This window comes from Marivita hallyeonensis (assembly GCF_900129875.1).
Taxonomy (GTDB): domain Bacteria; phylum Pseudomonadota; class Alphaproteobacteria; order Rhodobacterales; family Rhodobacteraceae; genus Marivita; species Marivita hallyeonensis.
In genome coordinates, this window is sequence record NZ_FQXC01000002.1 from 218891 (window position 1) to 237056 (window position 18166).

Sequence of the window (18166 nt, forward strand, 5' to 3'; positions counted from 1 at the left end):
CATGGCGGACGCCATCCCACACTACGCCACGCTGCGCACATTTGCGCTGTGCGCCTTGGCCAGTGTCGTGGTCATCGGTGCACTGTTTTTGACCAAGTCCATCATGGCGCCACTGGTTCTTGCGTTTGTCTTTGCCGTGGTGCTGGCCCCCATTCACGACCGTTTGTGTCGGATGCGCATCGGCAGTGGTCTGGCAGCGGCGCTCGTTTTGCTTGCCCTCTTGGTGATCGGCGCCATCAGCGCGTTTCTGGCAGAACCCATTGTCATCCGCATCCTCGATGAAATCCCGAACATTCAGCGCGAAGTCCGCCTCTTGATCTTCGAAATCAGAGCCGAGTTTCGTGATCTCGAAGAACTCAATCAGAATGTCCAGTCCATGATGGGCACGGATGACGACGGCGACAGCAGCAGCGCGTCGCCGATGCCTAGTCTTTTCGACGCGGTGTTCTTTGCACCCCTGATCCTGGGTCAGGCCCTGATGTTCTTTGCAGCCTTGTTCTTCGCATTAACGGAAAGGCGGGCCATTTACCGGTCGGCGGCGCGGGCGTTTCGTAAAGCCTCGCTCAAAAGCCGTCTGGCCCGGGCCGAACGTGCCGTCGCGCGCTATTTCGGTACCGTGGCTCTCATCAATATCGGCTTGGGCATCTGTGTCGCCATTGGGCTGTCGGCGCTGGGGCTTCCCATGGCTTATGCCTGGGGTGCTGCGGCGGCCGTGATGAACTTCCTGCTCTACGTCGGACCGGCGATCATGGTGGGCGCGCTTCTTCTTGCCGGTATTCTGAATTTCGACGGGTTGATGGTCATCGCGCCAGCGGCGGTCTACCTCGCCATTAACGCGATGGAAGCGCAGTTCGTGACACCATCAGTTGTCGGAAAACACATGGATATCAGTCCGTTACTGGTCTTCCTGTCAGTGGTTTTCTGGCTCTACCTCTGGGGTCCGGTGGGCGCTATCGTGGCCATCCCGCTTCTTGTTTTCTGCGCCGGATACCTGTCCCAAGAGGAAACAGAGCAAAGCAGGTTATCAGCGGCCTAGAGCGTCTCGAACTGGCGTGCGTCTTTGGCGGACCAGCGCACCGTGAGGTGGTAGCCGTCTTCGTCCTGTTGCTCGGACTCGACGAGGGCTTTGTCAAATAGCCACGCCCGTTTGCGACCCTCATCGAAGGTGAGGTGAACAAGCTCCACCCGCCTCTCGCCCACAAGCACACGGTTGACGGCCGCAAGGAGCGCGTCCAACCCCTCTCCGGTCAGGGCGGATGTCGCATAGACGGCGTCGTCCCGTTCTGCCCGAGTGAACGCCGCTTCGCGGTCTTCCGCAGGCATCACGTCGATCTTGTTCCAGACTTCAAGCATCGGGGTGGTTTCCGTCACACCCAGCGAATTGAGGATCTCCCGCACGTCCTGAGCCTGCTCCTCGGTTTCCGCGTGGCTGATGTCGCGGACGTGCAGGATAAGGTCCGCCGCCAAAACCTCTTCCAGCGTCGCCCGAAACGCGGCAACCAGCTCTGTCGGCAGGTCCGAGATGAAACCCACCGTGTCGGACAGGATGACCTCCGGCCCGTCCGGCAGCTTCACGGCGCGCATGGTCGGGTCAAGGGTCGCGAACAGCATGTCCTTCGCCATGACCTCGGCCCCGGTGAGCCGGTTAAACAGCGTCGACTTCCCGGCGTTGGTGTACCCCACAAGGGCCACGATCGGATACGGCACCTTGGCGCGTGCCGCCCGGTGCAAGCCGCGCGTCTTGACCACCTTGTCCAGCTGGCGCCGCAGACGCACAAGTTGATCGTCAATCGCGCGCCGGTCCGCTTCGATCTGGGTTTCGCCCGGACCACCGACAAAGCCCAGACCGCCACGCTGACGTTCAAGGTGCGTCCAGGCCCGTACAAGCCGCGTACGCTGATAGCTGAGCGCGGCCATCTCGACCTGAAGCACACCTTCCCGCGTCGCCGCACGGTCGCTGAAGATCTCGAGGATGAGGCCCGTCCGGTCCAAAAGCTTGACGCCCCAGGCCTTCTCCAGGTTGCGCTGTTGCACGGGGGTGACCGGGCCGTCGACCAGGACCAGTTCAATGTCCTGCGCTTTAAAAAGCGCCTCTAACTCATTGATTTTGCCCGAGCCAAACAACGCGCCCGGTTGAGGTTTTGGCAGCCGGACGACATCACTTCCCACGACCTCAAGACCGGGCAAGGCAGCCGCCAATGCCACGGCTTCCGCCAAGGCGGGTTCCGCCGCCCGCCGGGTGCGATCCGAAGTGATGTCAGGATGCAGAACCCATGCGCGGGTCACATGCGCCTTGTGTTCTTTCAACTTTCGCCTTCGCCGTCATAGAGATTGATCGGCTGTGCTGGCATGATGGTTGAAATGGCGTGCTTGTAGACAAGCTGTGATTGTCCATCACGGCGCAGCAGCACACAGAAGTTATCGAACCACGTGATGACACCTTGCAATTTCACACCATTGATGAGGAATACCGTCACCGGCACCTTTGTCTTGCGGACATGGTTGAGAAATGCGTCCTGAAGATTTTGCTTGTCGGATGCCATAAAAATTGCCTTTGTTCTTTTTCTTACCGCGCGGTCGGACGTGATTTGCGGTCACTATGTCGTGCGACCTCAGTGAATTCCAGAGGAAAAACAAGGAATTTGGGCAGAGTGTGTTTTGCGGCTCAATCCTGCCAGAGATCCGGTGTCACAATCACCACCAAGGCTAGCAATTCCAGACGCCCCATGACCATCGCAATGGCGGCCACAAGCTTGGGCCCTGCCCCCAACTCGATGAAGTTCAGCCGCCCGGCCTCCACCACTTCGATGAGAGGTCCGCAATTCGACAAGACGGCCACGGCGAGCACCAGCGATTGCTCGAACGGGATGTTGAACGCCGCAAAAGCGATCGTGGTCGCCGCCAGCGTAATGGCGAAAATCATGAAGAAAACCCAGGCGATAAAGGCGCCTTCGCGCCGCGTCCGCCGCGACACCAGCCCGGACCGGCCGATCGAGGACGGATGCACCAATCGGTCCACCTCGCGCATTCCGTTGATGATCAGAGCAAAAACCCGCAGCAGCTTGACACCGCCAGCCGTCGTGGCCACCCCACCCCCGATCATCGCCAATGCCATCAGGATCAGCCCCGGCGTCTCAAGCCCCGACCAGGCCTGCGCATCCACCCAATCGACACTGACGAACCCCGTGGTCGTGAGGAACGACAACACGGTAAAGGCCGCCCCCCAGAGGGCGCGCAACCCGGCCAACAAGTTGTCCTGATCGCCGATATCCAGCGCGGCGAGGAAATGCCTCAGAAACAGGATGACCGGCACCATCAGAACAATGGCAAGGCCCAACCGGAACTCGGGGTCAAAGAGCAGCCCCTGCTTTTCGGAACTGCCCGTATCCTTCGAAAACGTCATCCGCGACAGCGCAAACATCAGGAACAGCGCCAGGATCACTTCGCCGGTAAAGCCGCTCGCCGCTCCTTCCGGCCCCCCGACCGGGGAAATTCCCGAGGTCGACATGATGCTCATCGCATGGGTCAGCGCGACGAAGGGCGCATCTCCGACCACGATCAGCAAACACCAAAGCGCAAGCGTCAGAAGAGTATAGGTCGGCACCAGCACCGATGCGCTACGCGCAAGACGGCTTGCCGGATCGGCCATGTCCCGCCGCGCTGCGCCCGCCACCAGATCCTGCCCCGGCTCGCGCAGTGAAGTGACCTCGAACCCGCCAAGGTTCAGGGGTGCAAGGATCGCCGCCGCCGCGACCCACATGAGCAATCCGCCCATCCAGCCCACCTGCGCCCGCCACAGGTGTTCCGCCATCGACAACCGTTCGGGCGCGAAGAGCGGCAACCCGGTGGTCGACAGGCTCGACACCATCTCCACGTAGGCGTTCAGGAAAGACGTCGTCTGCACCGACTCGTAGAACGGCACGGCAAGAACAGCCGGCAAGACGATGAAGGTCCCCAGCAAGGCCAGAAGCTGCCGGATCGCGCTGCGGTTATGGGGCCGGTTGGCCAGAGCGAAAGCCACCAGCGCACAAAGAATGAGGCCGATTAGCCCCGAATAGAAGAAACTGCGTGCATCCTGAAAGGACTCGCTCCAAAGCGCCACGCTCGCCGGGAGGATCATCGACGCCGACGCAAGGCCCGTCAGCAGAAGCAGAAATGGCAGGCGGGACAGAACCGGCATCGATCAGAAGAAATCGATGGAGACCTGCAGCAGGCGCTCGACCTCTGGCACGTCCTTGGCCAGCGTGAAGATCACCACCTGGTCGCCCTCCTCGATCACCATCGCACCGGTCGGACGCACGATCTTGCTGCCCTTGCGCACCGCGCCGACGATCACGCCTTCAGGGAAGTCGATATCGCGCATTTTCTGGCCCGCCATCGGTGACGTCGACAGAACCTCCGCCTCGATCACCTCTGCCTCCGCATCGCCGATGGAATAGACCGCCCGCACCCGCCCGTGCCGGAAATGCCGCAGGATCGAACTCACCGTCACGGAACGCGGATTGATATAGGCGTCGATCCCCAGCGGCTCCATCAGCGGCTCAAGCGTCGGGTCATTGATGAGGGCAATCGCCATCGGGCAACCTTCGGATTTCGCCCGCACCGCGGCCAGCATGTTGACCTTGTCGTCGTCGGTCACACACAGCACCGCATCGGCGCGTTCGATATTTGCCTCCTGCAGCAGCGCCACGTCCAGCCCATCGCCGTGCAGCACAATCGTGCGTTCCAGCGCCTCCGCCGCCCGCTCCGCACAGACGCGGTTGCGCTCGATCACCTTGGCCCGGATACGATCCGCCCGCGCCTCGAGCTCCTTTGCCACGGTCAGCCCCACATTGCCGCCGCCGATGATGACCACGCGCTCCTGCTTGCGGTGGGTCTTGCCGAAGATTTCCAGCGCGCGGCGCACGTCTTCGTTGTGCACCATGATATAACAGGCGTCCCCGGCGAAGAGCTGATCTCCCGCCTCGGGCGCAAAGAGTGTGCCTTCCCGCCGGATGCCCACCACGATAGAGCGCAGGGTCGAGAACAGGTCCGTCAGCTGGCGCAACGGCGTGTTGATGATCGGGCAGTCATCGTCGATGGTCAGCCCCATCAGCGACGCCTCACCGTCAAGGAACTTCTCCGTGTCGAACGCCGCCGGAGCGCTCAGCCGCTGCAGCGCCGCCTCCGCCACTTCCATCTCGGGGCTGATCACCACGTCGATGGGCATGTGGTCGCGGCGGTAGAGGTCGGAGTAGATTGCTGTCAGGTAGGATTTCGACCGCAGCCGCGCGATCTTGCGCGGCACCTCGAACACCGAATGCGCGACCTGACAGGTCACCATGTTGACCTCGTCCGAATGGGTCGCCGCGATGATCATATCCGCATCGCGCGCACCCGCCTTTTCAAGCACATCCGGATAGGACGCAAACCCGGCGATCCCTTGCACGTCAAGGCTGTCCGTCGCCCGCCGCACCAGGTCGGCGTTGTTGTCGACGACAGTCACATCATTGCGCTCTCCTGAGAGATGCCGCGCAATCTGCCAGCCAACCTGACCCGCTCCGCAGATGATAACCTTCATGGCGTTCGCCCGTACCCGGGCCCCTTGGCTGTGACTTGAAGAGGTGTGTGACAGAGCCTCGCTGTGGGGTCAATTCCGGAGGGCGCGTGTTTACCGGCGCCAAAAACCTCGCTTGGTGCAAAGAGACCGAAAAATGTCTGAAATCTGCACAGGTTAAGTCGCACAATTCCGGAAACGGAGCGTCTCCATGCTGACACCAATGAATGCTGAGGACCGTCTACGCCGTCGATACGCCCATTGATCCAAATCAACAAAAATCTGCGGCGTACATGGGAGTGTAGGACCTCCGAGTAAATGGCCTTGGCGCTGGCCTGAAGGGCCGGAGACGTAAGCCCTAGTTCCAAGCCGTTTGCTCAGCAAAACAGAAGACAGGTGACGCTATGAAACTCTTTGCAAGTTCCCTTCTCATCGGGGCCATTCTCGCCATGTCCGGATGCACGGAGCCTGACACATACCCGGTAACGGGTATCGAGTGTGATCCGAATGATCCGGTGCAAGACATGGATGCAAGCGAATGCACCGCGGTGTCGGGGATTTAGAGCGACATTCAGGGATGACTTGCTCCACGGGAGGAGGCGTGCATGGTCGTCTTTCTGAACCGCGCTCACGCGGGTAAGGCCCTGGCGGAGGACATTGCCCGACGCAACTATCCGGATCCCGTGGTCCTCGCCTTGCCGCGCGGCGGAGTACCGCTCGGCGCAGAGGTTGCCCGACGCCTGAATGCACCGCTCGACCTGGTGATGGTCCGCAAGATCGGTGTTCCGTCCCGGCCCGAATTGGCTGCAGCCGCAGTCGTTGATGGCGCGGACCCCGAGATTGTCTTGAATGAGGACGTCATGCGCATGGCAGGTCTCGACCGGGACGATATCGACAGGCTCGCTCAAGCTCAGCTTGAGAAAATCGCGCAGCGCAGGGAGCGCTACTTCAAAGGGCGCGTGCGTCAGGAGATCGCTGGCAAGACTGCAATCCTTGTGGATGACGGAATCGCCACCGGCGCGACAACCCGCGCGGCACTGGCCGCGGTGCGTCGCCAGAAACCAGCCCGGCTGGTGTTGGCAGTGCCCGTCGGGCCCGACGACACGCTGCGCGCTTTGAAGGATGAGGTCGACGAGGTGATCTGCCTTGAGACACCCGAATTCTTCAATGCAGTTGGCGCACATTACAGGGAATTCTCACAGGTCTCCGATGAAGATGTTGTCCGCATCCTGCAAGACCTGGACTCCGTGTCCGATGGGAATGGCGGCACCTGAGTTTCGGCCAGGATAGGTGGTTGCGCTTGGGTCGCAGCCGCTCAGCGAGGGGCGGCATTAGGGCGTGTCTCACGTCCGAGTTGAAGCCACATGGCACCGATTTTCGACCTGACGTTCTGCACATCGACATCAACGAATTCGGACAGGTTGTCTGGTGGCGACGCGTGCCAGATGACGGACTCGCGTAACGTGCTCAAATTTCCGCCAAAATGGTTGCCACAAGGCCGGTTGCACTCAGGGCGATGAGCAATCCGAACACCACCCTTTTGTACTGCCCGGGCTGCGCCGACGCGAAATGCCGTGACCCTAACCAAACACCGGCGGCCAGCAGTGGCACAGACGTGAAAAAACGAGTGATTGCAACGGTATCGTAATAGCCCGCGTAGATGAGCAGCGCGCAGGCCCAGAGATCCGCGAAAAACAAATACGCGATCATCGTCGCGCGTATCGAAGTCGCTCTTGCGTCAGAGAAATTCAGAAAAAGAGCCAGCACGAGACCACTCAACGCTGCCGCACCGTTGATGACGCCAACAAACGAACCGACCACGGCGTAGGATGTTTGGGAAAAACTGAAACGCCGCGTTCCTGTGAAGATCAGATAGACGCTCGACAGAAAGACAAAAGACAACGCGAGTATCCGCAGGGTCGCGTCGGGAAAGTATCCAAGAAGGAAGATACCGATTGGTGTACCGATTGCACCAGTCACCAACAGGGTTCCAAGTGCACTCCAATTCACGTCCCGAACGATGCCACGCGCTTGTACAGACGACGCGGCCAACTCGAGCGCGATCGACAATGGGACAATCTCGGCAAGTGGCAACTTGAAGGACAGTCCCGCAAACAACACCCCGGTGAACCCAAATCCAGAGAAACCCCGGACGTACGACGCCGCAAAAAGAACGGTCGCATAGAAAAAGGTATCGAAGACAGATAGGTAAAAAAGGTCTTCCATCGAATGCTCAGAGGATTTGCGGTGAAAACGCTTCGGGAAGCGCTGTGCAGAGGCAAGATGAGTCCAATGCTAATACAGGTTTTCGCATCTGAGTTGACTTTGAAAACACTTCACAGCGACATGAGAGACGAGAACTTAGCCAAAAATCACAGCCAGGCCGCTCGGCGCTTATCCCATTCCCTCACCTCCTTCGTTTCCTACACTTACTTTGCACCTCATCGCGCACCACCCTCTGGATGGCTTCGATCATCGCGAAAACGGGCCGCTTGACCCTGATCTGGATTAATCCCCTAGGAACCGCTCGCTGCTTGGTGCTTTGACATTCGCTTTCGGCGCGGCGCGATCCGAAAGCGTCGGAATCCTCACCTTGATCGTTCTGCACGGGACCTAATTATTGACAATATGGAAACGAAAAACCGAATGCGTGTCATCCTCTTCAGGGTCGCGGGGCTTGCAATGTTCGTTGGCGCATTGTGGGTCATCCAGATCATAAACTGGGCGACGGGCTATAGCCTCAACACCGCATTCGGACTGTTGCCGCGCCACCCGGAAGGCTTGGACGGCATACTCGGGATGCCAATGCTCCACGGCAGCTTCAACCATCTCATTTCGAACACGCCACCCCTCTTGGTGATGGGCTGTCTGCTTGTATCAACGGCCACACGCGCGCTTGTCACTGTGAATAGCGTGATCGTTGGCGTCGGCGGCGTGCTGGTCTGGCTGTTTGGCAGTTTTGCCATCCATGTCGGCGCGTCCGGATTGGTGTTTGGATGGTTCGGCTTTCTGGTAACACGCGGTCTTGTCGACAGGTCGCCAATCACTCTTGGCGCTGCACTGCTCGTCGGCGCGATTTATGGGTCGATCCTATGGGGCGTTCTCCCCGGCCAGCCGGGTGTCTCATGGGAAGCGCATCTTTTCGGTACAATTGCAGGCGCGATCGCGGCGATGGTCGTCCGCAGCCACGTTCACGCGCCGCGTTTGCGAAATGTGGAGACCCGGTAGACCTGGCGCCAACGTGCTCAGGACCGGATCAACAGGAATATTCAAAATTTAACAAACACTTAATAGGTCCACTTCGGACCCAATGTTTCGCGTGCGAAACAATAGGGCCAAAACGGACCTATCCAGTCACGACGCCGCTTCGGCCCCCTCTTCGAGATACGCGACGCGGCTGCCCGCTTTGGAGCTTGTCACCACGCCCAGTGACTTCAGCTTGCGGTGCAGCGCGCTGCGTTCCATGCCGACGAAGCTCGCCGTGCGGCTGATGTTGCCGCCGAAGCGGTTGATCTGGGTGAGCAGGTATTCCCGTTCGAACGCCTCGCGCGCCTCGCGGAGCGGCATGGTGGCGAGCGTGCCCGACAGGACCACCCGGCCCTCCTCGTCCGCCGTGGGCGCCGTGTCCTGCGGAAGTTCGCGGGCCGAAATGTCGCCCGTCCCCTCACCCAGGATCAGCACCCGTTCGATCACATGAAGCACCCATTGTGCGACGCTGCGTTGAAGGCGTTGCCGGAAAAGCGGCGGCACTACATGTCCTCCCCGACCGCTGCCAACACGATCATAGCTTCTCCGACGGCCAAACCCCGACCCGCTTTGATGGTCAGCGTTTGGGACTCAGTTCCTTCGAGTGGAAGATGTCACCGGTCAACCACGCCGGCCAGTCTCTTTCAAAAAACGACCTTGCGCCACCATGCTTGCGATTTGCACGCGAGGACACGACCAGATGGTCGCCATCGTACTGCACGATCAATTGTTCTTGTTTGTCGGCGTCCCGTTCCGCACGAAAGCGGGCATCGGCGATGGGTCCCTTGACAGTTTGGGGCAAAGCCTCGCCCTCGGGGTCGCAAATTGCGCGCGCTCCACGGCTTCCGCCACCTTGTGCAATATAGGTGTCGAGCGCTGCGAGCACGGCCTCTGACGCCAAGGCCATTTGCTGCCACTGTAGGACACGTGCGGCCTCGGATGGGCGCGACACGGTGATGCCGTGCTGTCTGATTTCGCTGTTCAATCGCTGGGCTTCACGACGTGCCGCTGCCACGTCGGTGGGGGTGCATAATATGCCCGCCTTGTCGCTCATCCTCGCCTGGATTTCCGCGCGAACACCTTTGACGGACAGGCGGCCATTGTTGGTGAGCACCTTCTGGAGGTGTTCAACGGCATGGGCCACTGCGGAGGTCACGTCGTCTGTACACGTCGGTGCGCCAAGTGCGCCGATATGCTCGGCCACGCGCGTTCCGAACACTTGTCCGGCATTGAGCGCCGACCCCCCTGGCCGTGTTGCACCATGGGTGCCTGCGGCCTCACCCACGGCGTAGATGCCCGGCACATTGGTACACCCCCATGTGTCGACGGCGATTCCGCCATTCATGTGCTGGTGGTTGACCGCGAATTCCAGCGGGTCCTTGGTGATATCGACCTTGTAGCGCCTGTAAAGTTCAATCGCGAGCGGGTTCATGTGGCGCAACCGATCAATGGGCAAAACCTGATTTGCCCCCGCGCTGCGCAGATAGGACGCCACATCGTCATCCAGCCGATCGAGGCTGAAATCCCGATCAATCGCAAGTGGGTTGCGATTGAAGTCCATGAAGACCCGCCGCCCGGCTTGTCCTTCCCGAAAGATTGCCAAATCAATGAGGCTTGACTGAAAATCCAGCATTCGGCTCGCATGGAACGGCCATTGATAGCCTTTGCGAAAAATGTTTGAGGCCATCTCTTGGGTCGAGCGGTAGTACTCGGCCAGAAAGTGATGTTCGCCCCCGTCGGCATCAACCGAATAGATATGCGGGATGACCTGCACATAGGTGCCGGAGAGGTTCCACGGGAACCCTTCTCTCCGCGTGCCGATACCGAACTGGTTTTCAGTAATGTTGGTCAGTTCCAACCCTGTCTCAAGTGCAAGACCGAGTGTTCCGAAACAACCGTTCGGGAAAACGCTGTCGCGATATAGCTCGCCCGGCCCGCCAGCAGCCAGGACCAGCGCGGAACAGGCATAGACCGTAAGACCATAGGGATTTGTTTCGGTGCTGTCCTTGGAACGGATCGCCAGCACACCACAAACACGGCCCTTATCCCTGAGAACCTTGACGACAGTCGTTTGGTTGAAAAACGAAATGCCCAGGCGGATCGCCTCTTCGGCCAAGACCTTGACCATCAACCGGGATGTGCGCGGCCCACAAGACGTCGCACGACCGACCTCGTCGTGATCTGTCTGGTAGCGCAGCGTGCCGCCCAGGTGATCCTGCGGCAGAGGAAGGCCAAGGTATTGAAGCGATGCCATCGCACGGACCGAACCGACCGCTTCGATATAGGCCATATCTTCGTCCATCGCGCCGCCCGCACCGATCGAGGCGGCCAGATCGAAAAAGTTGTCGCCCTGGTCCTTGGTGTTGGCGGTGTGCAGCGTTTGCTTGTCGGATCCTGAGCAGGCGGATGTTCCGCCCCACGCGCTTTGGCTGAGTATGACGACATCCACGTTTCGCCGCTTCATCTCCACAGCAGCGCGCAGTCCCGCAGCGCCGCTCCCGACGACGATGGCGCCAGCGCGGTGCAGTGGAATGGTGTAGCTGTTGACGACCAGCATTTCGGCTGCACCCGGTTCAGAGCTCAGCCGTGGCATTGCCACGTCGGTCAACGCATCGAGGATGTCTTGTGGGACACAGAGGGCCACTTGGGTCTTCCTTTCTCGGGTCTAGATATCGACCCAGACACGCTGCTCTGAGGAGGTCATGCAGGCATCAACGATCTGGCAGATATGGTGTCCCGTTTCGAACGTGGGCCACATAGGCGTGCCCGTGGTGATCGACTTGATGACTTCGGCCGCTTCGATGATTTTGCTTTCGTTGTAACCAAGCGCAAAGTTTGGCAGCGGCAGAAAGGCACCATAGGTCGGGTGTTCGGGGCCCACATCGATTTCACGAAAACCCCTTCGCCCGATGGGATCGTCATTGGAATAGAACCGAAGACGGTTCACTTCATCGAAGGTGTAGGCAAGGCTACCCTTGGTTCCGTAGACCTCATAGGTCTGCATAAATTTGCGTCCTGTGGCGACGCGACTGAAGTCGACCAAACCTTTGGCACCGTTTTCAAATGTGCACAGGACGTTGGTCCCATCGGCGTTCGTGATATCGCCCCATTTGGTGTGCTGGGCCACATCGGGTGCGGCGCCACCAAGGTCCAGACCCTCGACAATGGGACGTTTCGGCGTGGTGATGTAGCTGTCTGCAATCAGCGATGACACGCGCCCTACGAGAAACTCCATGAAGCTGAAGACATGGCTGCCCGTGTCGCCAATGATCCCGGTCGGCGCCAGCGCGCCGTTGGCCCGCCACATATAGGGCGCCAACGGATCGCCATAGACATCGATATGCTGGCAGGCTTTGAAGAGTTTGATCTCGCCAATCTCTCCGGCATCGATGATTTCCTTTGCGCGGTCATGGATCGGGTTGCGCGGGAAAGCATGACCGACGCGCGTTATGACGCCCTTCTCACGGGCAATGTCGGCCAGTTCGCGGGCCTGCTGCGCCGTGTCGGCAAGCGGTTTTTCACAAGAGACGTGTTTGCCCGCTAGCAACGCGGCTTTGGCGACGTCAAAATGCAGATTGTCCGGCAGGCAGATATCAATCAGGTCGATATCGGGGTCATTCACAGCCTCTTCCCAGCGGTCCAGAATCTTTGCTCCCGGCGCCCGGAGCGCGACGTCTTTCGCAGCCGCAGAATTCGCCACGACCAGAGCCGCGACATGAGCCGTGCCGCCCTCCGTTCCAAAAAAATGCGGAAAGGTCTGGTAGGCCATGGTGTGCACCTTGCCCATCCACCCCGCTGCCCCAAGGACAGCCACGTTCACGACGGTCATCATGCGCTCCTGTTCGTTGTGTTACGCGCTACTGGACGCCCGGACGACAAGCCGCACAGGGCTACGCGCCGTCGAGGGCGGCGCTACTCCGTCCTTGATCCAGGCGACGATTTGTTTGGCGGTCGAGGCCGCGAAATCCGGGATATCGCAGCTTATGGTGGTCAGCGGAGGATAACTGTCCTGTCCGTCTTCGATGTCGTCGAAACCCACAACCCGGAGATCGGACCCAACTTTAATGCCCAGATCCGGGCAAGCGGAAAGCACCCCCAAAGCAACGAGATCGTTAAAGCATATTGCGCCGTCGACCTCTGGGAACTCGTCTTGCAGCCTTCTTGCCAAGGACTTGCCGAAGGCGCGTGTCGCCTGGCCCGTAAGGATCACAGGGTTCTGACCACGTTCGGCCAATACGGCCAGGTAGCCTTGCATCCTTTCGCGGGTCACGGGGCGGCCTTCAAGCCCGCCCAAGAACGCAATATTCTTGCAACCCTGTGCAATCAGGTGTTCTGCCGCGAGCCGCCCGCCATGCAGATAGTCAGGCGCGAGAAACGGATATGTTCCCTCGACACGTTCGAGCGAACGGAAAACCTGAAGTGTCGGCGTGTTCGCCGCGTCCAAGACCGCGAGCGTTGCAGCCTCGTCCCCGTAGCTAGGTGAAATGACAAACCCGGAAACCCCGTGTTCAACGAGCGACGAAATCATCTGTGACTGCAGCTTTGGATCCTCGTCGGTATTTGCCAGCACCGTCGCAAAGCCGGCCTTTGCCAGTTCCATCTGAAAGAGCGCCGCAAACTCCGTGAAGAAGGGGTTGCGCAGGTCGTTGATCACAAGCCCGATCAGCCCGGAGCTGGCAGAACGCAGCGTCGCAGCCGAACGGTTGTAGACATAACCGATATCGACCATTGCCTGCCGCACCGACTTGCGCGTCTCGTCCTTGACGGCGGAACTGCCCTGCAAGACCAGGCTCACCGTGGATTTCGAAACCCCGGCTTCCTTGGCCACATCAAGGATGGTTGGACGCTGCTTCATATTGTTTCTCCAACTGACCGCGTTCCAATCAACCTAGACATCGAGATCGAGAACCAAAATACCATCGATTCCGCCCACCGCGTTCGCCACAAGCTGACCACCAAGAGCTTTGTGCGCCTCGTTATCGGCATAGTTTTGCAGCGCGTCCCAGCTCTCAAAATCGATGACGAAACCGTGCATGTAGCCGCGTTCGATCTGCTCGGGGCTCTCCGAGCGTCCACCGGTGAACCCACTTGCGTTCGGCAGGCTGTCAGCCAGCGCTGACAGGCCGCTATAGATCCCATTGATGGTCTCTTCAGACGTCTCTGGTTTGAATTTGGTAAGAACGATGTGCCGGATCATAGTGGCATTCCCTGATCTTGTTTGATCATGTCGGCGGCTTTCTCACCGATCATGATAGACGTAGCATTGGTGTTGGAAGAATTGACCGTTGGCATGACCGAGGCATCGGCCACACGGAGACCATCAAGCCCGTTGAAGCGAAGGCGCGGGTCGAGCACCGCCGCCTCATCATTGCCCATTCGGCAGGTGCCCGCACAATGGTGCGAGGTCTTGGAGTGGACGCAGATGAAATCGAAGTAGTCTTCGTCCGTTTTTACTTCCGGTCCCGGCAACCGTTCAGCGAAAATAAAATTGCTGAGCGCGGACTGAGCGAGTATCTCCTGTACCAGTTTCAAGCCCCGGATCGACATTTCAAGGTCATAAGGATCAGACAGGTAGTTCGGGTCGATCAGCGGCATGTCCTTTGGATTGGCGCTTTGCAGCCGCACAGAGCCACGCGACCGAGGCCGCAGGTGACAGGCGTTGAGCGTGACACCTCCATTGGGCATTGCCTCGACGCCCGCCTCGATCCCCGTGCCAAGACCCAGATGCATCTGGATATCGGGGGAACGGGCGTTCTCGTCCGCATACCAGAACCCGCCGGTCTCAAAGAGGCTGGAGGCGACAGGTCCCTTGCGGGTAAAGACATATTGCAACGCCGCCAGCGCGGACATGTGCAGCTTGGCATAACGGTCATAGGTGTGCGGTCCCGTGACCTCGCAAATGGAATAGAGATCAAGATGGTCTTGCAGGTTTTCCCCGACATTCGGCTGGTCATATACCACGTCGATGCCGAGGCTTCGCAGGTGATCCGCCGGACCGATCCCCGAGAGCTGCAGCAGACGCGGCGACCCAATCGCACCCGATGACAAGATCACTTCCCGATCTGCAGTGATCTTGGTTCCGTCCGCCATCTCGACACCCTTGGCGCAACCGTGTTCGACCAGGATGCGCTTGACCTGCGCTTTCATACGGACGGTGAGGTTGGATCGGCCCTTCGCCTGACCCAGAAACGCCATCGCCGCCGATGACCGCCGCGCTTTCTTCTGGGTCAGCTGGTAATACCCTGCCCCGTCCTGCTTTTCTCCATTCACATCCGTGGTTTTTGGAATTCCGAGCTGGCCCGCGGCCTCAATGAAAGCATCGCAAATCGGCAAGGGCGCGGCGGGCATCGAAACCCCCAAAGGGCCGCCCTTGCAATGATAGCGGCCATCATATGTGTCGTTGTCTTCGGACTTCTTGAAATACGGCAGGACCTCTTCAAAGCTCCATCCGTCGCAGCCCATTTGACGCCACTCGTCATAGTCTTGCGCAGCACCCCGGGTGTAAATCTGCGCGTTTATGGCAGATCCGCCGCCGATGACTTTTGCTTGGGTGTAATTGAACACCTTGTGTTTCATCGCCTTTTGCGGCGTTGTGGACCACCCCCATGACCCTATGCCCTTGGTCATCTTCGCAAATCCCGCAGGCAGATGAAAAAACGGGTGGCGGTCGCTTCCGCCCGCTTCGAGCAGCAAGACCCGCGCGCTTGGATCTTCAGACAAACGCGCGGCGATGGCCGAACCCGCGGATCCGCCGCCAATAATGATGAAGTCGTATCCTTGGGGCATTAAGCGACAAGCTCCGTCTCGGCGATGTGGCGCCCCGCACGGAGCGCGAGGGCAGCGATCGTCAGCGCCGGGTTGACGGCCGCCGACGTCGGCAGAACCGACGCATCGACAATAAAGAGGTTCGAGTGGTCATGGCTGCGACAGTAGCTGTTGACGACGCTTGTGGTGGGCGCATGTCCCATCCGCGCGGTTCCGCATTGGTGGGAGGGCGTGCGGCGGTCAAACGGCTTGGAGACAACGACCGGAAAACCAGCCTGCCGCAGCTTCGATTTGAGTGTTCTTACAAGCTGCTCATGCGCAGCCCAATTGGAGCGCTGCCAGTCCAGTTTGATCTTCCCGTTCCGAAGCGTCACCCGGCTTTCGGAATTCGGCAAGTCCTCGGACATGGCGTAGAAGTCAAAGCTGCGCGCCGCCACGAAATCGGCGAGCCAGCGCGGCAACCCGGAATTGGCGGCAAGGATCGGCCCCGTCACCTTGCCCAGCATCTGAACGTTGCCCAAAGCAGGACGGTCACCCGTTGGCAGGTAGAAGTCGTTCAGCATCAATGTCTTCTGATAAACGCTGCGGTTCTTTCGGAAAGGATGCAAAGCCAGAACCGCCGAACAATTGTGGTTCATGAAATTCCGGCCGACCTGATCAGACCGGTTTGCGAGACCGCTAGGATAGTTTTCGTTGGCCGATCGCAACAGCAGTGCAGCCGTTTGAACAGCCCCTGCCGCGACAACGACGATGGATGACGTCAAGGTCTCGCCCTGCCCCAGCCTTGCCCCAATGACACGGCCTGTGTCGTCGACTTCGAGCGCCTCAACGGTGCACCTTGTGCGTAAGGTGACGTTCCTGTGGCTCAGCGCCATTGCGAGCCCGCCCGTCTCGGCATCCATTTTCCCGCGCCCAGTGTTGGGGAACGCATCCCAGGTGGTCTGGCCGCCGGACAACCAAACGGTCAGATCCACGCCCAGCGGAATGGGAGACGGCCGGAGCCCCACTCGGGAAAGGCGGCTGCGTAAGATTTCGACATCGGGCTCATCTGGGACAGGCGGATAAGGGTAAGACCCTGAATGATAAGGCTCGGTGGGATCCCCCGTGGCACTGCCCCTCACGTGATAGAGGTCTTCAGCCGCCTGGTAGTCGGCTTCAAGCTCACCGTAGTCGATCGGCCAGCCGGGCGTCGTACCGCCGGGGTGTGCAACTGAACCAAAGTCGGCTTCCCGGTACCGGATCAGCGCAGCACCGTAGAATTTGGAATTGCCGCCAACATTGTAGTAGTTGCCGGGATTGAAAGGCCGGTCCGCCCCGTCCAGCCATTCTTCATCCGGGCGAAAGACCCCGTCGCGAAAGATCGCATCCGGATCCCGATCAATGGCGGAAGGTTGTAAATGCTCCCCGCGCTCCAGAATCAGGATCCGGCGGCCAGTTGGGGCCAAGGCGGCAGCAAGTGTGGCGCCCCCCATGCCAGACCCGATTATGATGACATCTGCGTCCATCAGGGAGCGATACGCATTTCGGTTTCAGGATCGAATGCGACAGCCTTCTCCATGTTCACGCTAAACTTGAAATCTGCTCCGGGACGAACGTCAGCGTCCGAGCGCATACGCGCAATCACGTCTTTGCCACCGAGCGTCATCGTGACGAAGGTGTCGGAACCTGCGGGCTCTGTCACCGTGATCCGGTTTGTCATCGGCGCAATGTTGGAGGATTTACGGTCCGCCGCGTCTTCATCCGTGATCGTCTCTGGCCGGATACCCAGCATGATGCCGCGCCCGTCCCACGCTGCCAGATTATCCTGGCTGAAGGGCAGCTCTGCCGGTGTCCCGTCATGAAGTTCGACAACCGCAAAGGGCCTGCCATCCTTTAGCGCGACTTTTGCGGGCATCACGTTCATCGCAGGCGATCCCATGAACGTCGCCACAAAGATGTTCGCCGGGCTATCGTAGATTTCCTGAGGCGTTCCCAGCTGTTGAACATACCCACCATACATCACCGCGATCCGCGTGGAGAGCGTCATGGCTTCGATCTGGTCATGGGTGACATAGACGATTGTTGTGCCCAACTTCTGGTGCAGCTTTTTGATCTCCGTGCGCATGTCGACGCGCAGCTTGGCATCCAGATTGGAGAGCGGTTCGTCGAACAGAAATACATCCGGGTCGCGCACCAGCGCACGACCCATCGCCACCCGCTGACGTTGACCACCTGACAGCGCCCCGGGCTTGCGGTCGAGCAACTGCTCAATCTGCAGCAACTCGGCCACTTCTTTCATCGCCTTCTCGCGCTCTGGCTTGGGAATGCCGTGCATCTCAAGCCCAAAGGTGATGTTCTGGCCCACCGTCATGTTGGGATAAAGAGCGTAGCTCTGAAACACCATCGCGATATTGCGCTTGGACGGGTGGACCCCGTTCATCACCTGATCCTTGATCCGGATTTCACCGCTGCTGATCTCTTCGAGCCCGGCGATCATGTTCAGCAGTGTGGACTTGCCGCAACCGGATGGGCCGACAAGAACAAGAAACTCGCCTTCTTCAATGGAGATATGGACCTGATGAAGAACCTCAACCGCGCCGTAGGACTTGGTGGTGTTGTCGATGTCGAGAAAGCCCATGT

16 protein-coding genes and 1 pseudogene are annotated in these 18166 nt (G+C 59.5%); 4 read left to right on the forward strand and 13 right to left on the reverse strand.

Translation table 11 applies throughout. The features are described from left to right. Window position 1: 1 nt before the first annotated feature. Window positions 2-1036, forward strand: a complete 1035-nt coding sequence (locus tag BUA42_RS06725; RefSeq protein WP_072776953.1) for an AI-2E family transporter — start codon at window positions 2-4, stop codon at window positions 1034-1036. On the opposite strand, the gene hflX is transcribed toward BUA42_RS06725, so the two are convergent. From hflX to trkA, 4 genes are all read right to left on the reverse strand, one after another. After that, window positions 1033-2307 carry a GTPase HflX gene (gene hflX, locus BUA42_RS06730; RefSeq protein WP_425435026.1) on the reverse strand — a complete coding sequence of 425 codons (1275 nt, stop codon included), beginning with the start codon at window positions 2305-2307 and terminating at the stop codon, window positions 1033-1035. The two genes, BUA42_RS06725 and hflX, sit on opposite strands and share 4 nt — an antisense overlap. Next, window positions 2304-2543 (reverse strand): RNA chaperone Hfq, encoded by a 240-nt coding sequence (gene hfq / locus BUA42_RS06735; protein ID WP_072776954.1) that lies wholly within the window; start codon window positions 2541-2543, stop codon window positions 2304-2306. The genes hflX and hfq overlap by 4 nt, the downstream gene beginning before the upstream one ends. A 122-nt stretch (window positions 2544-2665) precedes the next feature. Continuing rightward, window positions 2666-4180 (reverse strand): potassium transporter TrkG, encoded by a 1515-nt coding sequence (locus tag BUA42_RS06740; RefSeq protein WP_072776955.1) that lies wholly within the window; start codon window positions 4178-4180, stop codon window positions 2666-2668. A gap of 3 nt (window positions 4181-4183) precedes the next feature. Then, a complete protein-coding gene (gene trkA / locus BUA42_RS06745) occupies window positions 4184-5560 on the reverse strand; it encodes a Trk system potassium transporter TrkA (protein WP_072776956.1) in 1377 nt (458 codons plus the stop codon). 380 nt (window positions 5561-5940) lie between these two features. Between trkA and BUA42_RS21130 the strand changes: the two genes are divergently transcribed. Both BUA42_RS21130 and BUA42_RS06750 read left to right on the forward strand, forming a co-directional pair. Next, window positions 5941-6099, forward strand: coding sequence for a hypothetical protein (locus tag BUA42_RS21130; protein ID WP_178346867.1), 159 nt, complete (start codon window positions 5941-5943; stop codon window positions 6097-6099). A 42-nt stretch (window positions 6100-6141) separates the two neighbouring features. Beyond that, entirely contained in the window at window positions 6142-6810 is a 669-nt protein-coding gene (locus BUA42_RS06750; protein WP_072776957.1) for a phosphoribosyltransferase, read from the forward strand. A 193-nt stretch (window positions 6811-7003) separates the two neighbouring features. On the opposite strand, the gene BUA42_RS06755 is transcribed toward BUA42_RS06750, so the two are convergent. Further along, window positions 7004-7762, reverse strand: coding sequence for a sulfite exporter TauE/SafE family protein (locus tag BUA42_RS06755; RefSeq protein ID WP_072776958.1), 759 nt, complete (start codon window positions 7760-7762; stop codon window positions 7004-7006). A gap of 402 nt (window positions 7763-8164) precedes the next feature. Between BUA42_RS06755 and BUA42_RS06760 the strand changes: the two genes are divergently transcribed. Continuing rightward, a complete protein-coding gene (locus BUA42_RS06760) occupies window positions 8165-8764 on the forward strand; it encodes a rhomboid family intramembrane serine protease (RefSeq protein ID WP_143152636.1) in 600 nt (199 codons plus the stop codon). Window positions 8765-8890: 126 nt separating this feature from the next. On the opposite strand, the pseudogene BUA42_RS21530 reads toward BUA42_RS06760, so the two are convergent. The 8 genes and pseudogenes from BUA42_RS21530 to BUA42_RS06800 form a co-directional block, all read right to left on the reverse strand. Further along, a pseudogene (locus BUA42_RS21530) lies at window positions 8891-9232 on the reverse strand (helix-turn-helix domain-containing protein); the annotation flags it as partial. A 127-nt stretch (window positions 9233-9359) separates the two neighbouring features. Beyond that, window positions 9360-11426 carry an FAD-dependent oxidoreductase gene (locus BUA42_RS06770; protein WP_072776960.1) on the reverse strand — a complete coding sequence of 689 codons (2067 nt, stop codon included), beginning with the start codon at window positions 11424-11426 and terminating at the stop codon, window positions 9360-9362. Between the two features lie 21 nt (window positions 11427-11447). Then, a complete protein-coding gene (locus tag BUA42_RS06775) occupies window positions 11448-12611 on the reverse strand; it encodes a Gfo/Idh/MocA family protein (RefSeq protein WP_072777452.1) in 1164 nt (387 codons plus the stop codon). Window positions 12612-12632: 21 nt separating this feature from the next. Further along, window positions 12633-13637 carry a LacI family DNA-binding transcriptional regulator gene (locus BUA42_RS06780; protein ID WP_072776961.1) on the reverse strand — a complete coding sequence of 335 codons (1005 nt, stop codon included), beginning with the start codon at window positions 13635-13637 and terminating at the stop codon, window positions 12633-12635. A gap of 33 nt (window positions 13638-13670) precedes the next feature. Further along, window positions 13671-13979 carry a Dabb family protein gene (locus tag BUA42_RS06785; protein WP_072776962.1) on the reverse strand — a complete coding sequence of 103 codons (309 nt, stop codon included), beginning with the start codon at window positions 13977-13979 and terminating at the stop codon, window positions 13671-13673. Continuing rightward, window positions 13976-15568, reverse strand: a complete 1593-nt coding sequence (locus tag BUA42_RS06790; RefSeq protein ID WP_072776963.1) for a GMC family oxidoreductase — start codon at window positions 15566-15568, stop codon at window positions 13976-13978. Before BUA42_RS06790 ends, BUA42_RS06785 begins: the two co-directional genes overlap by 4 nt. After that, complete coding sequence (locus BUA42_RS06795) at window positions 15568-17052, reverse strand: GMC oxidoreductase (RefSeq protein WP_072776964.1); 1485 nt, start codon at window positions 17050-17052, stop codon at window positions 15568-15570. Before BUA42_RS06795 ends, BUA42_RS06790 begins: the two co-directional genes overlap by 1 nt. Then, a complete protein-coding gene (locus BUA42_RS06800) occupies window positions 17052-18164 on the reverse strand; it encodes an ABC transporter ATP-binding protein (protein ID WP_072776965.1) in 1113 nt (370 codons plus the stop codon). Before BUA42_RS06800 ends, BUA42_RS06795 begins: the two co-directional genes overlap by 1 nt. Window positions 18165-18166: the final 2 nt, after the last annotated feature.

Coding starts and splice junctions, on each gene's coding strand:
- BUA42_RS06725 (WP_072776953.1), top strand. CDS start 2: ATGGCGGACGCCATCCCACACTACGCCACGCTGCGCACATTTGCGCTG.
- hfq (WP_072776954.1), bottom strand. CDS start 2,543: ATGGCATCCGACAAGCAAAATCTTCAGGACGCATTTCTCAACCATGTC.
- BUA42_RS06740 (WP_072776955.1), bottom strand. CDS start 4,180: ATGCCGGTTCTGTCCCGCCTGCCATTTCTGCTTCTGCTGACGGGCCTT.
- trkA (WP_072776956.1), bottom strand. CDS start 5,560: ATGAAGGTTATCATCTGCGGAGCGGGTCAGGTTGGCTGGCAGATTGCG.
- BUA42_RS21130 (WP_178346867.1), top strand. CDS start 5,941: ATGAAACTCTTTGCAAGTTCCCTTCTCATCGGGGCCATTCTCGCCATG.
- BUA42_RS06750 (WP_072776957.1), top strand. CDS start 6,142: ATGGTCGTCTTTCTGAACCGCGCTCACGCGGGTAAGGCCCTGGCGGAG.
- BUA42_RS06755 (WP_072776958.1), bottom strand. CDS start 7,762: ATGGAAGACCTTTTTTACCTATCTGTCTTCGATACCTTTTTCTATGCG.
- BUA42_RS06760 (WP_143152636.1), top strand. CDS start 8,165: ATGGAAACGAAAAACCGAATGCGTGTCATCCTCTTCAGGGTCGCGGGG.
- BUA42_RS06775 (WP_072777452.1), bottom strand. CDS start 12,611: ATGACCGTCGTGAACGTGGCTGTCCTTGGGGCAGCGGGGTGGATGGGC.
- BUA42_RS06780 (WP_072776961.1), bottom strand. CDS start 13,637: ATGAAGCAGCGTCCAACCATCCTTGATGTGGCCAAGGAAGCCGGGGTT.
- BUA42_RS06785 (WP_072776962.1), bottom strand. CDS start 13,979: ATGATCCGGCACATCGTTCTTACCAAATTCAAACCAGAGACGTCTGAA.
- BUA42_RS06790 (WP_072776963.1), bottom strand. CDS start 15,568: ATGCCCCAAGGATACGACTTCATCATTATTGGCGGCGGATCCGCGGGT.
- BUA42_RS06795 (WP_072776964.1), bottom strand. CDS start 17,052: ATGGACGCAGATGTCATCATAATCGGGTCTGGCATGGGGGGCGCCACA.
- BUA42_RS06800 (WP_072776965.1), bottom strand. CDS start 18,164: ATGGGCTTTCTCGACATCGACAACACCACCAAGTCCTACGGCGCGGTT.